Origin of the sequence: Enterococcus sp. DIV1758 (genome assembly GCF_051711985.1) — a bacterium.
GTDB lineage: Bacteria > Bacillota > Bacilli > Lactobacillales > Enterococcaceae > Enterococcus > Enterococcus faecalis.
In genome coordinates, this window is the sequence record NZ_JBIOOA010000001.1 from 2,039,050 (window position 1) to 2,054,603 (window position 15,554).

Here is a 15,554-nt window from a genome sequence, read left to right on the forward strand (position 1 = left end):
ACTATTCAATTAAGTAACATTTTTTGAATGATACCTAAAAAAAGTCTAATTTTTAATATTTAAAAAAAATCATATTATGAATTTTTAGTGAATTTAAACATTTTACATGCTAATTATTTAAAAATCACAAATTTAAAATAACAAATGTAATTATATTAAATACCTTTAAAAAAAGATTTTTTCCCAAAAAAATAACAGATTTATTTTTTCACATTTTGTTCACAATATGCTATACTTCTCTAAATACAATAAATTAAAATAGAAAGGACGATTATTATTGCGTAATAATTTTTTTAAAGTTGTATTTCTTACCTTTATATTCACTACGTTATCTTTCGGTATATCTTTTACAGATGTACACGCTTCAGGTAATAATTCACTTGTTACTACAGAATACACGTTATACGATAATTTAACCTCAATTGAACAAGAAAATCTTATTGAAAAAGTACCTACTAGTTCTGTCACTCATGACAAAGAAAATTTTAAGTTAGTTTTTAAAAAAGCAGATTCTGCTACTAATTCAATACTACCCACAAATAATACTAAGTTAGAATTACCTCAAAAAATAAGTAAGACTTCTTCAAACACTTTACCAAAAACTGGAGCTATGAAAAATAATATATTAATTTCACTACTTGGTTTTTCCGTATTAGTTTTAGTATTGTTTTTATTAATTTGGAAAAGGAAACATTTAAAAACTTTTCTATCATTATTAATTGTTTTAGGCGGAAGCAATTTCTTTACCAATTATGATGAGGCACACGCAGATGAAGTTATACTACCAACTGTTGACTCAACTATACTAACTAAAGGATCTAATTATACTCCAAATGTAGATTTGGCAGGATATAAATATATTGGTTATCTTCACACGTATTCAAACGACAATAAGCCTTTTGTAAAAGAAGGTCAGGTTATTGTAAAATATAAAGATTCTAATGGGGATACTCTTTCTAAAGATATTATTTTAAAAGGAAATATTGGTGATTCTTATGCCGCCGAACAAAAATCTTTTGAGGGGTACACTTTCAAAAATGTTATAGGAAATACATCTGGTAGCTTTACAGAAGCCCCACAAACTGTTACTTTTATTTTTGAAAAAAGTCCTATACCTACAAGTACTGTAACTGCTAGTTATCAAGATACAGACGGCAATAAATTATCTGAGGATATTACTTTGACTGGTGCTATTGGTGATTCTTACACTGCGGACAAAAAGATTTTTGAGGGATATACTTTCAAAAATGTTATAGGAAATATATCTGGTAAATTTGAAGAAACCCCACAAACTGTTACTTTTATTTTTGAAAAAAGTCCTATACCAACAAGCACTGTAACTGTTAGTTATCAAGATACAGACGGCAATAAATTATCTGAGGATATTATTTTGACTGGTACGGTTGGTGATTCTTATACTGCGGACCAAAAGATTTTTGAGGGGTATACTTTTGATTCTGTTCAAGGTTCTAGTACGGGTACTTATTTGAATGAAAGTCAAACTGTAGTATTCATTTATAAAAAAGAACCCGTTCTAGGAAACATAACCTTAAAACAATCGGGTTTTATCAACGCTACGAATAGAGGATATATTAAACCTAATTTCTATAAGGTAACCTATTATGACAAAGCAGGTAATATATTAAAAACTGAGAAAATTGATAAAGACACCACTCTATCAGATGAAACAATATCAACTAATGTTGGTTCAGAATATACTGTTTATTCTAAAATAACCTATGAATGTTACTCTATAAACACAGGTGAACGTCTAGTATGGGGTGATTACGAATTAGTTGCTAATGACCCTGAATTAACATCAGGCGTTTTGAAAGAGACTAATTTAACTATTGAATATACTTTTAAAGATTTATCTTGGGCGTAAATAATAAAAAGCAGTCTCCCCGAAAGGATCTCTTTCTTAAAGAAATCCTTTCGGGGAGACTGCTTTTTATTTCTTATAATATGCCTTACTTACCTTTTAATTTCTATTAAGTTAAATGCAATAAAAATAATATACTACTTAAAATCAAAAAAATCATCACAGAAATCTATTGTTTTTAATGGGCCAAGCAGGATTTGAACCTGCACTATCTCCCAAGTGAGTTACTGACCCTTAATCTTAAAATCAATTATATAATTAATTTATTTATCTAACAACTATTAACCCTATAAAAATTAGAAAAATAAGTTAAAAAACTTATACTCCTTTTTTCCCAATAAAAGGAAAAAATTTAGCAGTTCGTTCTGCATATTCTTGAAAATCTAAACGATCTTTATATTTTTCCTCCAATAACGGAACACCAGAAACGAAAAGCAATAATAACGTAATAACAAGCGGGCTTACAATCAGCCAAATTTCATTTATACTACTCATAGATAAAAGGAAAATCCCCCACCAACTGGTTGCCTCACCAAAATAATTAGGATGGCGTGTTAAGGACCACAATCCTGTAGTTAATAATTTCCCCTTGTTTTCAGGATTTTTTTTGAACTTCTCTAATTGATAATCTCCTAAAAACTCAAAAACGAAACCTATTATCCAGATAATTATACCTAAATATTGCCACCATTTAAAAGTAGTCTCTCTATTAAAAAATGCTTGAATCACAGGTAATGCAATAATACACAGTAATATGCCTTGTAACAAAAATACATTCAGAAAAGCTTTTAAATAAACATAATGGTTCCCCCAACGTTTTCTCATGTTTACGTACCGATAATCTTCGGGTTTATTCCAATTTCTTCTTGCTAAATGCCAAATCAACCTAATGCCCCATATAGTTACTAACGCTAAAATAATTATTGACTGATTAGAATGTACTCCTGTTTTTAAATAACATGTCCATGCGACAACAACAAATCCTCCTCCCCATGCAATATCTACCAATCCATAATTTTTCTTATAAGTTGAAATTGCAAACCATATTAAAAAATATATTAATAACACTATTCCAATTGTTAAATAAATCATTCGTTTTCCTCCTTCTTTATACCCGCAATTGCAATGCTACCTATACCCGCACTAATAGCTATTGCTGCAGAACTATCTATGACATCGCATGGTTTACCTGTTATTATTTTAACTTTATCCGAAAGCATTTTCGCATTTTCATAAGAAGAAACATGCGCAATTGCTACTTCTTCTAATTCATGCTTTTCTACTAAACCAGAAATTATTTTTGTAATTTTGTTAGTACTATGTTTCTGGTTTAAATAAATTCCCTTTAAAACGCCCCGACCAGATTTATCTAAACTAACGATTGGAACAACTGATAGCTTCTTTAATACTCTTCCTAATTTTTGAGGTATTCTACCGGATTGAATCATCGGCTCTAAGTCTGCCACAGCAACATAAATAAATGTTTTTGAGCGAAGATTCTTCAATTTTTTAACTATAATTTCAAATTCAATATTTTTTTCAATTAGTGATACCGCCCTCTTCACTAAAAGTCCTTGAGCTACAGAATTAGTTTTAGAATCTATCAGCTTGATCCATTTTTCTGATAATCCCATTTCTTTTATTCTCTGCGCAATTAATTGATATGTTCCACTGAGTTCTGAAGAAACGGTTAAAACTAATACATGTTCATATTTATCTTCCAAAAAAGAAAGTAATGCATCCACGGATGGAATGGTAGGTTGTGCTGTACTAAGATTTTGCTTATTTACTATCTTCTCTTTAATTAATTTTGCATCTAAAGTTAGCTTATCTAAAAAAACTTGGTTATCACTTAGTATATTGATGGGTAAGCAATGTACTTGATGTTCCAGAAGATAACTACTTGGTAAATCTGCAATAGAATCAGTCACAATTGCAATAGGAGATTTTCTTTTTTTTGTAACTAAATATTGCATTAACATATCATCTACTTTTTGATAAGTAACTTCTCCAAATTTTTCCAGGCTTTTTAATACATTTTTTGGTGAATTTGTATGAATATGAATTTTAGATTTCTTTTGATTACCAATTACAATTAAAGAATCTCCTTGATATTTTAATCTTTTTCGCATATCTTCTGTTGTGATTTGCACTTCGTTTAAAATAAATTCTGCACAGAAACGATATTCTGGTTTATCCGTTATTCTATGCAATAAGTTTTTATTTACTCCTGTGCTTACAAGATAAGGATTCGAATCATAAAAATTTTCTGTTTTTTGACAGTACTCCTTTGTAAATCCAAAAATAAAATAATAAAATCCCTTTGCTCCAGAATCCACTAAATTATTTTTTTTCAATACAGATAATTGAAATTTTGTATCTTCAACTGCTCTCTCTGTCAATTGAAGGGCTTTCACAAGCGCCTCTGAAAAAGATTTTGTTTTAAAAAACTCTTTTTCTAATGTTTCAGACCATAATCTAATAACAGAAAGAATAGTACCTTCTTTAGGATCCATAACAGCTTCATATGCTTTTAATGATGCTGCTTTAAGAGAATTCACAAAGTTACTCGTTGAATTATCAACCTTGGAATAATTTTCTGCTAAAGCATTTAAATATTGCGCAAAAATCAAACCTGAGTTTCCCCTTGCTCCAATTAGAGCAGCCTCTGAAATATCACTTAATAAACTCTGTATTGAATCAGGTTGAGGTGCTACATTATTTAATATCGAATGCATCAAAGAGGCTAAATTGCTTCCAGTATCTCCATCAGCTACTGGAAAAACATTTATTTTGTTTAACTCTTCTTTATTCTCTATAACTAATTCCGCACCGCAAAATATACTTTTCATAAGACGGTATTTTTCCAACGTTATCATTATATACCTGACCCTTCAAAAAACTTGAGATTTATAAAATAAACAATCCCTACTGTAGCCATAGTCACAAAGCTTCCCCAGATAAGATCGATAACAGTCATTAAGACTGGCCAATTTTTTAATGTAGCTAAATTAGTTAAATCGTATGTGGCATAACAAACAAAACCAAAAAAAGCTCCAGATAATAATAGATAACCTAAATGATTTCGTTCTATCCCAGGAATCAAAACAAAAACTGTTACCCCAACAACATAAATTACATAAAAAATAATTGCTGGAAATATACGCACATCTCCCATTAAATGACCAATAAATTGTTGGTACATCCTTTTTGAAACCACCAATAACCAAAATAAATCAAAAACTAAAAATACAATTGCACTTAAAATAAAAATTTTTAAATATTGATGTATCATACTATATCCTCCTTTTTAAAATTACTCACTCTTATACACCATAAACTACTATAGTCATACATTTAAAAACTTGACATTTTTTTTATTTCTATATACCCTCCTACTACTCGTTTAAAATAACATCCACATCTTGAACATTCATATTCTTTATATTTATGAGGAACTATTTCCGCTAATTGTCCACAATTACATTCTATATAAAATGGAAATTCAATATAATCTTTTCTTATTATAATAATTCCCCACAAATCATATTCTTTTCTAAAAAAAGATTTGTATTTATCGTGTGAGGCTCTATTAGTTTTTTTACTACAAATTTTTAATCCTCGTTTCCATTTTTAAATTTAAAAAAATAATAATTATTAATATATTATAATTGTTGAGCCAAAACTAATCCACTATTTAACTTCGAAAAATTTAGCTATCTTTTTCAATTCATTATATATAGATTATAAATGATTTCAATTTACGTCCTATACTAATTTATTAATACAATTGGACATTTACATACATCTTTTTAACTCAAACACTAAATTCACATCTATTTTTATCTCTATACACATTTAAACTCTTATCTATTTTATTAACCTCTATCCTTAAAATTTCTTTAATTACACTTACAAGAACATAAAAGACTTTTTTCTCACTATAAAAAATAAAACTATTACTACTAATAAATTTCTCTTTTCTAGAAGTACAAACTATGCACTATGATTGGATATGTAGAAAACTTAAGATTATTAATATCTTTTTCATAGTATTTAAAAAGTCCTGTGCTTTCTAATGCTAGTATTTTTACCAACATTTTTTATTCAAACAAGACACCTCAAAACTATGTTAAATTAAAGTTGTTGAACCTCTTCTAAACAAGAACCAAGATATCCTATATTCAACTCATAAAAAAACTCTGAATATTATTTTTGAAGAAAATTGTTTTCAATTGGATTTTTTAATATAACTTTCTTACCCCACTAAAATGTTGTTTTTGTTGAAAAGCTTAAAACCTAATAAATCTACTATATTTATAGAACTATATTAAACTTGGTCTCTAAATAAAAATTAGATTATCCAGTGTTCTTACTTTATATACAGGTTAATTTAATGCAGTTTTCAGCACACTATCAATAGTGGAAGTTATGTCTATCTTTATGTTATTTTAAACACTTTTCTTAATAAAATATTCATTGAACATTTGGAATATTTCTAAAAAATATACCTAAAAAAAAAGCTTATAAATTATGTGAATCTTCAGTCTGATAGAATATTTTAATATACTTTTCAACAGCACTACCTTTTTAATTTTTAAGACGGCGATAAAGAAATCATCTATATCTTAACATTATAATAGGATTTTTATTACCTACTGCACAGCAAGTCAATTTCAATGCATACAATAAAAACCCAAACTTTTTTATGTAGTCTGGGTTTTCTCTATAAATATACTTTATCCTTTATCTATTTATTTTTAGTCTTAATAAAAATAAATGTTCCTATCATAAGTAAAAAAGCTCCTAAAGCAATGAATATAAAAGATTTCTTTTCACCTGTTTTAGGTAAGATTCTATCGTTTGTCGCTGAATTCACATTTTTATTTCCACTTGATTCTGTCGTACTTAGTTCTGTCGTACTTGGTTCTGTCGTACTTGGTTCTGTCGTACTTGGTTCTGTCGTACTTGGTTCTGTCGTACTTGGTTCTGTCGTACTTGGTTCTGTCGTACTTGGTTCTGTCGTACTTGGTTCTGTCGTACTTGGTTCTGTCGTACTTGGTTCTGTCGTACTTGGTTCTGTCGTACTTGGTTCTGTCGTACTTGGTTCTGTCGTACTTGGTTCTGTCGTACTTGGTTCTGTCGTACTTGGTTCTGTCGTACTTGGTTCTGTCGTACTTGGTTCTGTCGTACTTGGTTCTGTCGTACTTGGTTCTGTCGTACCTCCAGTTCCCCCACCTTTTTGCCAATCATATACTAAAGGCTTTCTACCAGTCCAAGTTTGACCATCTGTGTGTACAGAGTTATTTTTAAACCAGAAAGTATTTTTGTTTTGTTCTTTTTTCAACTCTTCTGATAACAATGCAGGCACTGCAGTAGTAAATCCATACCCTTCTTCAACATCCATAGTTAAAGTAACCCTATCGCCAGTACAAGTAACTTTTATATTGTATTTTTCTGCATCTGTAACAGAATTTATCCTTTGATAGTTGGCTTTATTTTTTCCGTAGTTCAAATTAATACCATACGTTTTAATATAGTCACAGTTATATTTCACATCAGGGTATTCCTCAGAAACAAACTCCACGCTATATGTTCCACTTTTTTTAAACTGTGGTGTAGAATACATATGAACTATATCTTCTTTATTTTCGACATATGATTGAGCTGGAGTTAAGGATTCCGTATATTGGGTATTTGTGCTTACAACTACTTTTTTATTAATCCCAGTAGTAACATCTTCATTGTCTATTATTAACTTAATTTCTTGCTCTGTATTGTTTTCCCATACTCTATTAGTTGGTTTAGTAATTAAATTGAAATCTATGTTAACATTGGTATGTGTGTCAAAAAAAGAACCTGCTACAAAAGTCAACGTGCCATTACCATTATAAATGACTTCACCTACGACTTCACCTTTTTCATTTATTACATTAAAACGACTATTTCCCGCATAAGTATTCATGTAATCTGGTAAAGCTATATTCACCTGATCTCCAGATTTAGCAGAATCATCAAATGTTAATTCTACTTTCAAATTTAGATTAGTATTATAATCTATGTTGTAACTATCAGGGGAGACTAAAGTGACTTTTTTATCCGTCATTTGTGCATTAACATGCGGGTTGAAAATAAACATAGAGCCTACTAAACTAAGTATTCCAAACAAACCTATAAAAATTTTTTTCATATACATATAATCCCTTCTTTCTAAAAATTTATATTCAACATCAAATTAAAAAAAATTTATTCATTTAATATTAAATAAATAATACCACAAACATATATATACGTCTATTCAATTGAATAAACGTAATCTAACAAATTTGTAATATGCCATTTTAAAGTGAAAAGAAATAATAAAATAACTCAAATTATTTTATTCTTCCTTTTAAATTATATATTTGAAAAACAACTTAAATAACTTCTATAAAATACTTTAACAGAACTTTAGGAATTCCTAAAACTAATTATTTTCATATGTTTCTTAAATAATTTTTCAATCTAAAAAAATTTATTTTCACTTAAATTTCCCTGATTTATACACTACCTCATAGTTACCTCTAGCTTTCATATCATCAAAGGTTACTTTACTTTTAGTACTATCTAACCGCTTATCTTCATCATAATAATAAAAATACTCCAGTGCACTAGCTTCATCTTTAACAGGAACCCAAACATCAGCCAAATAACGATTAGTGTCTTTATCTTTATACATTAAAAAACTAAAACCATCTTCCGAATACTCATCACCATATGCAGAATCTTTCATTATAGAATCTTTAAATTCTTCACCTGTTTTATCTAATTTAGAACCACAGGCAGATATCGTAAAAATTGAAACAACCATCAACAAAATTGAAACTACCTTTTTCATTTTCTCATCTCCTAACTTATACATACATTATACTATTAACTAAATATATCAAGGTTAATACTCTTGTTTCACTGAATTATAGGTCATTTCCACTACCTTATTACCTTTCACTTTTGCCAGTAAAAGTACTCTTGTTTTTGTTCCGTTTTGTTCACAATCAAGTAAGACTGCGTATTCCTTTTTGTCATTTTGATATATTGCGCTTACTTCACCTTTACTTTCCAATTTTGCGCCAGTTTTCACACCAATACCATTTTTCTTTACACATTCAGCAGTCATTAATTTCTTTAATTTTTCGTTACGATCATTGATACTAGGAAAATTTGCATAAGTATTTCCAAAGTCCTCCACCAACTGGTAAGTATCAGATACTTTTTCTTCTGCTAGTTTATCTTTAATCTGCATAGGTTTAGTACTACTTTTTTCAGTTACTTCACTTCCTTTCGTAGAAGTCATATCATCAACTGGTTTCATATTCACAGAGTCAGTTGTTGACGAAACCACCGTTTCACGACCTTTAGTATTCCCTCCACATGCAGTAAATACTAATCCAGCACCTAATAATAAAACTACTAAACTTAACTTTTTCATTTTCTACCTACTTTCTTTGAAATGCGTTGTACTTCTTTAACATACTCAATCTTTGAAAAATCCCCTCAGAAAATTTAACACGATACTCTTTATTATTCACAGCTACTAAAAAACCATCTTGATACTTTTGAACTGCAAATTCATTTTTTTTACAGTTAAATCTCGAACAAACTTCTTTTATCTGACGATTGGTTAATCCACTTCTCTTATTTAAAAACATTTTTAACTTCCTCCTTAGCTTAAATTATCTTGGCTATCTCTGTTTTCATATCTAAAAGCATTCTCTGAACCGTTCGAGAATAATTTTTACTTTCAATAGACATCAAAAATTTTTTTAAATCCTCTAAGACCAATTGTATATAATTATTTTTTTCTAGCTCTGTTAAATTTCCCATAAAATCAGCTAAACTTATAAATAATTCTAAATCTATTTGTTTAAATTGCTTTTGATAGACAGGAAAATTTATCTCCCTTATTCCTAAAAAATAGCTATTGATAATATTTAATGAAACAACTTCTGATTTACAACTTACCATTCATAGCCCTCCTATTTTCTTACTAAACTCGTTACATGTGGAAAATCTAATCCCCAAGTTCGAGAATACTTAGCAACAATTTGACCTTGTTCAGCGTTTTGCTCATAAGTAGTAAACTTGTTTTTACCTTCAACACTTGCCACTACACCAGTATGCCCATAAATACTAGTAGCCACACCACCTTGACCAAAATTAATGACATCTCCTGCTTTAATATCCGAGTAGTTTGGATTCTTTATCACTTTCCAACCTATTGACGGCCAATTGTAATCATTACCAATTTCACTTGCGAACATATGCCCCGTACCCATCATTTGTAGACCTCCTTGTTTTTCAACAAAAAAAGCAGATAAGCCATAACATTGACCACCATTAATAGTTTGTCCTAGTACTTTTTCTAAAATATCAATTTCTCCTCCACCAATATTGGCTGAACCTCCGCCCATGGAACCTGTAGAAAGTCGCTTATACCAATTATTAGCACTAGTCTTTCTTTTTACTTGTTCTACAGGATCATCTTTTGTTCCAGCTCGTTCCCACAGCTTCAAAATATCTACCGCAAGTGTATTCACATCTTTTGATTTAGACATTCTTTTAAGTAAGTCACTATCAGAACCATCCTTATTCCACGCAAAATCCATTTGTAAAGCTACTGATTTCCATTCCTTTTTTTGACTTTTTGCAAAATTTAATAAATTAACTCTTCGTCCTGAATCCCATTGCCCTAATCCAATTCCATAACCGCCTAAACTAGCGTTATAAGCAATAGAAGGATTAAAAGCCAAATCACTTTGAATTCTAGCAGGACTTAATCCACTTTCATGTTCCATATTGCCAATCCAAGCGGAAGCAAACTGCAACGTTCCGCCGTGTGACGTCACGTAGTTAGAAACTTCTAATGCTACTTTTTCCTGTGGTGTAGCAGGCTGAAACTGGGAAGAATCTCCGCTTTCACTAGAAGAAAATACACCTAAAAATAATAAAAAAGGAAGAATAAAAATAAAACAACTAACAATTAAAACCTTGCCTAATTTCTTCATGATCTCTCCTTTCAATAAAAAAGAAGGCTGATAATCATTTCATCAGCCCTCTACAACATCAAAATTATATTCTTCCGTATTCACACTACCAAAAAATTGTTCCTCTGTTTGTTCTAAATTATTGAAGTTTTCTTCTGTTTGGTAAAATGAATAAACGTTATTTAATGAATCATTATTGTTTGTGATTAACTCGCTATCCTCTCCACCATCAAAAAATGCACGTTCTTCACGAGCAAATGCCAACTCATCAAAATTATCGACCGTAACATTCAAATTGTCCGCTATTTCTTGCTCATCAACTTCATGAATTGGATCTTCTCTACCATTTTCACTTGATTCTACACTTGAATCTAAACTATCAAGTTCATTTTCAATAATTGGCTCTAACTCAATATTACTTTCATCAGCTAAAGAAGTATCAGAATCAGATACAGTTTCATCTAATACAGAAACATCAATTTCTTCTAAAGAATTATCCATTTCATCATCTGTTGAATCTTCAAAATTATCCACTTCATCAGTTAAAGCTTTATCTTCTATTTCTTCTAATCCCTCATTATCAACATTGGTTGGCTCTTCTACTTCCACAATTTCTTCTTTGGGCAATAAATCATCTTTTAATGGTTGTTGTTCTTCTTGAGTAGAACGATTCAACAATGAATTCAATCCTGTTTTAACACCAGCAAATTGCCCATTATAGTCAATAAAATGGTCTTGAGCTAAGTTCAATGCCTTGTCATGCTTTGGCATTAAATGACTAGCACCATCAGCAGCCAACGCTAAATTTCCAGTGGAAGCACCTATTCCTGCTTTTACTGCTCCAACACCAATTTCACCTGTACGCTCAACCGTTTCTTTTGTTTTTTCATTCATTTTTGATTCAAAAGAAGGTTGTTGAACTTGACCATCAGAAAAGAATGATAATATTTTATATCTGCTTTTCCAAATTTTCCGATACAAAATAATTTTCACCAATGCAGTAACAATTAATGTGCCTAAAAGAAAAACACCACCAGACATCACCATTAATAAACTACTACTTACTTTATCCATCAATCCTAAAAACGCTTGGTCAATTAACTTATTGATCCAAAATAACACAGACAAAAATATACCGAAAACTACAGGTAAAAATAAAATGCCAATTAATGATTTAAAAAATTTAAACATCATCATTTGACACCGAGGGAAGAAAGACACCAACGCAATAATCGGAAAAACAAGAATGAGTAAATCAACAATGATTTGAATTACATTTAGCATAATATTAATATACGTGACAGGCACTGCTAAGACTGCTAAATTGACTAACCCCACACCAACGCCAAAAGCTTTTTCCATTGTTTTTGCTCCGTCCTGTGAGAAGTATGGATTATCTTTCTCATTATTTTTTATATAGGTACTTCTTTCATCCTCAAACTTTGCTTTTTCTTTTTTAGACAATTTAGGCTTTTCTAGTAGTTTACCTTCATCTAATTTCTTACCATTCTCCATTTTTCCATCTAGCGAACCACTATTCACAAAATTAAATGTTTGTTTTACTGTGGCATCAAAAATTGGACTTTGATATACTTCTCCATCTTTAGATCCTTCTGTTCCTAAATTAGCACTTGAAGTAAATGTACTTTGTACTCCTTTAGCAATTGCGTTAGTTGATTGAATCAAGAACATTGAGCCACTTGTTGTGCCTGTTGACGTTGATACAGAGCCAAACCAAAAACCAAACAAAACAACAACTGCTAAATAATGAAGGAATACTTTTGAAAAGCTTCTACGACTGGAAAAGAAATGATAAAGCAGATAATATGCACTAATAAGAATCGCTAATGCTAGTAAAGAACCACCTCTAAATCCCTTGCCACCAATGCCACTTAGAACATTTTTTGACATATTCAATACTGTTTCTTGTTTTCCTTCAAAGAAACTAGATTGGTTTAAGACGTTCTCACAAAAAAGGAAAAAAGAAACAAACATTCGTAAGATAAAGAATGGTATATCTACAAAGAACCAATTCACTACTTGCCATCCTTTATCCAACAAACCACCATCAACCGTATACGCACTATAACTGTCAATTAGATACTGCATATTCTCACTTCCTTCCTATGCAACAAAGCGGTTCTCCATTTTAGAAGCTTCTGTATCATCAACGGTTTTGAACAGTTCCAACCATTCCTCAAAAATTACATGAACAACAATTCGATTAGTCTGACCAAACATATCCTTCATTAAACACTGACCTTGAACCATATTTGAGACCCATTTCATGTTAATTTCGTTCACTGGTAAATTGAGATATTTCAAAACCCCTTCTCGATTTTGAAATTCATCAAAACAAATCACTGTACCAAAACCAGTACCATCTTCACTATCATCCAAATCATTTGTTGATTGTGTAATCAATACTAAGAAATTATTAAACGAACGACCAATACGTTTCATTGATTTTAAAATCGCTTTACCTTCTGGCGAAGATTGAAAAATCCAAGATTCATCAAAGAACGTCACTGTTTCTTCTTTTGGATTTCTTGAACCAAACTTCGAACAAAATGTTCCTAAAGCAAACATCAATGTAACAGAAAGACGTTTATTTTCATCTAACTTTTCATTTTTATCAGTTGGTAAATCTAAGTCCTCGATTTCCAAAATGGTTACTTTTCTATCGAATGACAAACCTTCCACTTCTCCATGAGAAAACGCCAATTCTAAAACTGAACCTTTAACAGTCGACAAAATAAATCTACCCATATCTTTCACGTCAGAAATTTCACTTTCCACTAATCGCTCAATTACATGCCAAAACCCAACCTTTTTTCCTTCTTTCCGTTCCGAAACAACTTTCGCAATCGCTTCATTAATTTCTGTTTTTTGCTTTAAGTTCCATGTTCCTTCGTATATATTGGTTAACATTGCTTTAGTTGTTGCAATCGCTTCTGTTTCATCAAACAAAACAATCGGGTCCAGTACCCCATGATTTTTCGTATCACGAACATCTAAAGTGACGAAATTAAAGGACTTCACAAAATCAACATCTAAAGGATATTTCTTTTGATATTCAGGGGCATTGATTGTATACATAAATTGCTTTCGCATTTCTTTTTTCGGATCAATGTATAACACTCTGTCTTTTAAAAGTGCCATTTGCATAAACAATGTTTTAGCTGTAACCGATTTTCCGTTCCCAGTATCGCCAGTTAAAGCCCAGTGGGGATTATTTGTTTTCTTCCCATCAACATTTTGTTTATTCGCTAATAGCATGTTCATAAAAATTAGATTTTTTGAACTAGAAATAATAGATTTTCTATCTTCTTTTTCTTCCAAAGTTGTATCCACTCGTCCAAGGTAAAAGCCTAACTTCGTACCTGCATGAAGTGAAGTAAAGAAATTCAACTCGGCAAACGATTCAATCGTTGACGTGTGTTGCCAACGAGAAGTCTGCATGCGGATAAAATTACCAAACAAAGTGGATTGAAATAAATAAGGATTATCAAACGTTGCTTTAATAAGTGGAATATCTAAACTATCAAAACGATTGATTAAATATTTTTTTCTTGCACGCATTTGTTTTTTTGTACTACCACTAACAACAACCACTGCTTTCCAGTCAATAATATCCACACCATCATCAATTTTTTGGTCTAAATCGTCTAGTGATAATTGACCTTCAACAATCTTTCGTTTTTGTTTAGAACCAGCTAAGTGTGCTTCCTGCATGATATTCTTAGTGCGAGTTCTTGCACGTGACGAACGCCCAGACAGTGCCAATTGCCCTTTACTTTCTGCAAAAGTCGCTTGAATCTTCACTTCAACTGGGAAAGGCATTTTTTGAACGACCTCTAAAAAATGATTACCATCAAGAAAAACACCTACATCTCCCATTGGAAGGTAGGATATATAGCTTTCGCCATAATCACAATTTAAATGAAGCCCCCCGCCAAATAATGGTTTAATTTTTGTTGCCATTAAATTATCTAAATTTTGACTAGAAAGAACATCTTGTCGCTCATGAGGAATATTTTTCAAGAATTGGTACGCTTGGTAATAATACAATTCATCTTCTGTTAATCGTTCAACTAACAATTCAGATAGATTTTGGTAAACTTCTAATTCTTGCTCTCGATAATCTTTTTCCCAATCTTCTGCTAGTTCTACATCAAAACCTAAGCCTTTGACAAACTTTTCCGATACGTTACTAATTGAGTTAGTAACGGTTTCTTTTAAATCAACAGCCAAGTCTTTTTTGATTAAAGGTACACCAATTACCCATGTATATTCGTAAACCATGCCCATTTCTTGTTCTAAAACCATTGCCGTTTTCATCAATTTATCTACGCCTACTTCATAATTACTAGAATCAATTAAAGAACGCATAGCACCCATTTTCCCTCGAATGTCGGCATTAACTGGCAAAAGGTTAATTTCAAATCCATCATTTGCTTTTAAACGATTTAACGCACGAGCAACTTTCCTTTTCGTTTTTAATTTCTTTTCAACATCAGTCAACATGACGGTTTCAGAACGAACACGATAGTAAGCTATCGCTGTTTTTTCTTGTGTTAAAACAATATTTCCTTTCATATGATTCGTTAATGGATATTCTAGTTGCATATTCACACTCCTTTTTATTT

At 30.9% G+C, this 15,554-nt stretch carries 11 protein-coding genes and 1 pseudogene; 1 reads left to right on the forward strand and 11 read right to left on the reverse strand.

What is annotated here, in order from left to right:
- Window positions 1-277 precede the first annotated feature (277 nt).
- Entirely contained in the window at window positions 278-1,885 is a 1,608-nt protein-coding gene (locus IGJ52_RS09780) for a MucBP domain-containing protein (RefSeq protein WP_271851803.1), read from the forward strand.
- Window positions 1,886-2,200: 315 nt separating this feature from the next.
- Here the strand turns inward: IGJ52_RS09780 and IGJ52_RS09785 are convergent, their stop codons facing one another.
- From IGJ52_RS09785 to IGJ52_RS09835, 11 genes and pseudogenes are all read right to left on the reverse strand, one after another.
- Window positions 2,201-2,974 carry a DUF1295 domain-containing protein gene (locus tag IGJ52_RS09785; RefSeq protein ID WP_174113029.1) on the reverse strand — a complete coding sequence of 258 codons (774 nt, stop codon included), beginning with the start codon at window positions 2,972-2,974 and terminating at the stop codon, window positions 2,201-2,203.
- On the reverse strand, window positions 2,971-4,761 hold the full coding sequence (locus IGJ52_RS09790) for a DegV family protein (RefSeq protein ID WP_174115033.1): 1,791 nt from the start codon (window positions 4,759-4,761) through the stop codon (window positions 2,971-2,973). The genes IGJ52_RS09785 and IGJ52_RS09790 overlap by 4 nt, the downstream gene beginning before the upstream one ends.
- Window positions 4,761-5,174 (reverse strand): DUF2177 family protein, encoded by a 414-nt coding sequence (locus IGJ52_RS09795; protein WP_142477127.1) that lies wholly within the window; start codon window positions 5,172-5,174, stop codon window positions 4,761-4,763. The genes IGJ52_RS09790 and IGJ52_RS09795 overlap by 1 nt, the downstream gene beginning before the upstream one ends.
- A gap of 1,458 nt (window positions 5,175-6,632) precedes the next feature.
- A complete protein-coding gene (locus IGJ52_RS09800; protein ID WP_438792061.1) occupies window positions 6,633-8,078 on the reverse strand; it encodes an Ig-like domain-containing protein in 1,446 nt (481 codons plus the stop codon).
- Window positions 8,079-8,402: 324 nt separating this feature from the next.
- Window positions 8,403-8,759 (reverse strand): LptM family lipoprotein, encoded by a 357-nt coding sequence (locus tag IGJ52_RS09805; protein WP_141893180.1) that lies wholly within the window; start codon window positions 8,757-8,759, stop codon window positions 8,403-8,405.
- Between the two features lie 54 nt (window positions 8,760-8,813).
- A complete protein-coding gene (locus IGJ52_RS09810; RefSeq protein ID WP_271851749.1) occupies window positions 8,814-9,350 on the reverse strand; it encodes an EF0163 family protein in 537 nt (178 codons plus the stop codon).
- Window positions 9,347-9,570, reverse strand: a pseudogene (locus IGJ52_RS09815) (hypothetical protein). Before IGJ52_RS09815 ends, IGJ52_RS09810 begins: the two are co-directional and overlap by 4 nt.
- Window positions 9,571-9,589: 19 nt before the next feature.
- Window positions 9,590-9,886 carry a hypothetical protein gene (locus IGJ52_RS09820; protein ID WP_033640536.1) on the reverse strand — a complete coding sequence of 99 codons (297 nt, stop codon included), beginning with the start codon at window positions 9,884-9,886 and terminating at the stop codon, window positions 9,590-9,592.
- Window positions 9,887-9,897: 11 nt separating this feature from the next.
- Window positions 9,898-10,926: a phage tail tip lysozyme gene (locus tag IGJ52_RS09825; protein WP_271851746.1), complete on the reverse strand. Its 1,029-nt coding sequence runs from the start codon at window positions 10,924-10,926 to the stop codon at window positions 9,898-9,900.
- 42 nt (window positions 10,927-10,968) lie between these two features.
- On the reverse strand, window positions 10,969-13,014 hold the full coding sequence (locus IGJ52_RS09830; RefSeq protein WP_438792062.1) for a hypothetical protein: 2,046 nt from the start codon (window positions 13,012-13,014) through the stop codon (window positions 10,969-10,971).
- Window positions 13,015-13,029: 15 nt separating this feature from the next.
- A complete protein-coding gene (locus tag IGJ52_RS09835; protein ID WP_100966727.1) occupies window positions 13,030-15,534 on the reverse strand; it encodes an ATP-binding protein in 2,505 nt (834 codons plus the stop codon).
- Between the last annotated feature and the right edge of the window lie 20 nt (window positions 15,535-15,554).

Bases quoted from the DNA above. Each gene is read 5' to 3' on its own strand.
- IGJ52_RS09835 (WP_100966727.1), bottom strand. From the start codon at position 15,534: ATGCAACTAGAATATCCATTAACGAATCATATGAAAGGAAATATTGTT.
- IGJ52_RS09785 (WP_174113029.1), bottom strand. From the start codon at position 2,974: ATGATTTATTTAACAATTGGAATAGTGTTATTAATATATTTTTTAATA.
- IGJ52_RS09820 (WP_033640536.1), bottom strand. From the start codon at position 9,886: ATGGTAAGTTGTAAATCAGAAGTTGTTTCATTAAATATTATCAATAGC.
- IGJ52_RS09800 (WP_438792061.1), bottom strand. From the start codon at position 8,078: ATGTATATGAAAAAAATTTTTATAGGTTTGTTTGGAATACTTAGTTTA.
- IGJ52_RS09805 (WP_141893180.1), bottom strand. From the start codon at position 8,759: ATGAAAAAGGTAGTTTCAATTTTGTTGATGGTTGTTTCAATTTTTACG.
- IGJ52_RS09790 (WP_174115033.1), bottom strand. From the start codon at position 4,761: ATGATAACGTTGGAAAAATACCGTCTTATGAAAAGTATATTTTGCGGT.
- IGJ52_RS09830 (WP_438792062.1), bottom strand. From the start codon at position 13,014: ATGCAGTATCTAATTGACAGTTATAGTGCGTATACGGTTGATGGTGGT.
- IGJ52_RS09825 (WP_271851746.1), bottom strand. From the start codon at position 10,926: ATGAAGAAATTAGGCAAGGTTTTAATTGTTAGTTGTTTTATTTTTATT.
- IGJ52_RS09810 (WP_271851749.1), bottom strand. From the start codon at position 9,350: ATGAAAAAGTTAAGTTTAGTAGTTTTATTATTAGGTGCTGGATTAGTA.